This is a genomic window from Terrabacter terrae (genome assembly GCF_039529575.1).
GTDB lineage: Bacteria > Actinomycetota > Actinomycetes > Actinomycetales > Dermatophilaceae > Terrabacter > Terrabacter terrae.
The window spans coordinates 1-1,667 of the sequence record NZ_BAAANB010000130.1 but is presented as its reverse complement, the minus strand read 5'-3'; the positions used below and the strand labels follow the sequence as shown (position 1 = coordinate 1,667).

The 1,667-nt window shown below is 71.4% G+C and carries 2 protein-coding genes; both read right to left on the bottom strand.

Annotated features, from left to right (window positions below; genetic code table 11):
• Window positions 1–817 (bottom strand): MFS transporter (locus ABD194_RS19885; RefSeq protein WP_343994737.1); only part of this gene is annotated, 817 nt, incomplete at its 3' end.
• 51 nt (window positions 818–868) lie between these two features.
• A partial coding sequence (gene nrfD, locus ABD194_RS19880) for an NrfD/PsrC family molybdoenzyme membrane anchor subunit (RefSeq protein WP_343994735.1) occupies window positions 869–1,667 on the bottom strand: 799 nt, incomplete at its 5' end.

The window sequence follows — 1,667 nt, the reverse complement described above, 5'->3', positions numbered from 1 at the left end:
TGACGCTCATGGTCAGGATCGCCGTGAGGAGGTACCACTGCACGGTGTGCATCGCCTCGCTCGGCGTGAAGTCCCTCGAGGCCGGAGTCGAGGCCGGAGCCGCGGCGCGGTCCTCCTGGGTCACCGCCCGGGAGTCGGCCGGGGCCGCCGCACCCGTCGTGTGGGCTCTGTCGGCCGCCGTCGCCGTGATGTCGGGGACGACGGCCGGGTTGCGGAAGACGGAGGTGCAGACGAGGAGGATGACGAGGTAGCCGATGCCGAGCCAGAGGAAGGCCTTGGTCGGCACGTGCGGGGACTGGTCGATCAGGGCCTGGCCCACCGGTGCCGTCACCACGGCGCCGAAGCCGAAGCCGGCCACCGCGAGGCCGGTGATGAGGCCGGGCTTGTCGGGGAACCACTTCTGCAGCATGGCGATCGGGACGATGTAGACCATGCCGAGGCCGAAGCCGCCGATCACGCCGTAGCCGAGGACGAGCAGCCAGAAGGAGTCGGCCGTGCTGGCGAACGACGCCAGGATGACGCCCACCGCGTAGATGATGCCGCCGGTCATGGCGACGGTGCGGGGACCCCGGGCGTCCTGGATGCGGCCGCCGACGTAGCTGCCGATGAAGATCATGCCGATGACGACGCTGAACGGCACCGCCGCCTTGGACTTGGACCAGCCGAAGGCCGCGTCGCTCTGCAGCGCCTTGGCGAACACGCTCCACGCGTAGACAGAGCCGATGGCGAGCTGCACCAGGACGGCACAGACCAGGATGACCCAGCGGTTGCCACCCCCCGTTCGCGTGCTCTCGGCTTGAACTGCCGTCCTGCTCATGACGGTCTCCTTCTGGTCGGACGGCGCGCCCTTGCGCCGTCGGTTCGGCGACTAGCGTGCGGTCGTGATCGAGTCGTCGACGATGCCGGCCGCGCGCCTCTTCTCCAGGCGCTCGCGCTGGGGTTCGACGGTGTACTTGGGGTCGACGGCCGAGACCATGCCCGCCTCGAAGACGCCGAAGCGGGTGCACACGGAGGCGGCCATCAGGGCCGCTCCGCTGAGCGCTGCGGCCACGCGGTTGTGCCCGAGCGTGACGGCGCCCAAGGCTCCGCCGACCGTGAGCGCGCGGCTGGCCTTGAGCAGGCGCCCCGCCTTGCCCGTGCGCAGCGGCTCGGACAGCAGCGGCCCGAGCTTGTCCTGCATGCGCTCGAACGCGACCAGCTCGGACACCGCACTGACCGCGGCCAGCTTGCGGGCGGGGCCGTTCTGGCTGGACGGGACCGTCACGAGCGCCATCCCCGCCGCGGCGAGGTTGGCCGAGCTGACGAAGACGAACGGCAGCTCGCGGTAGGACTCGTGCCACGTGGGCGTGGCCGTGTCGGCGAGCAGCACCGCCGTGTATGCGGCGAGCGGCGGCGCGAAGAAGGCCGAGCCGACGGTGAGCGGGGGGTCCACGACGTTGAGCGCCTTGCTGGCGAGGGTGACCGCCGACCCGCCGGAGCCACTCGCGCCGCCCCGCTTGTCGAGCATGGGGCGGGCGATCTCGGAGGCGAGCGCCCCACCGGCGAACGTGCCGAAGGCGGTGAGGATCCAGGAGCCGACCGACATGGGCGAGGTCAGCTTGACCGTGCGCATCATGTTGAGGGCGCGGCTGGGACGGCCGAGGTCCTTTGCGAGCGCGCCGCCACCG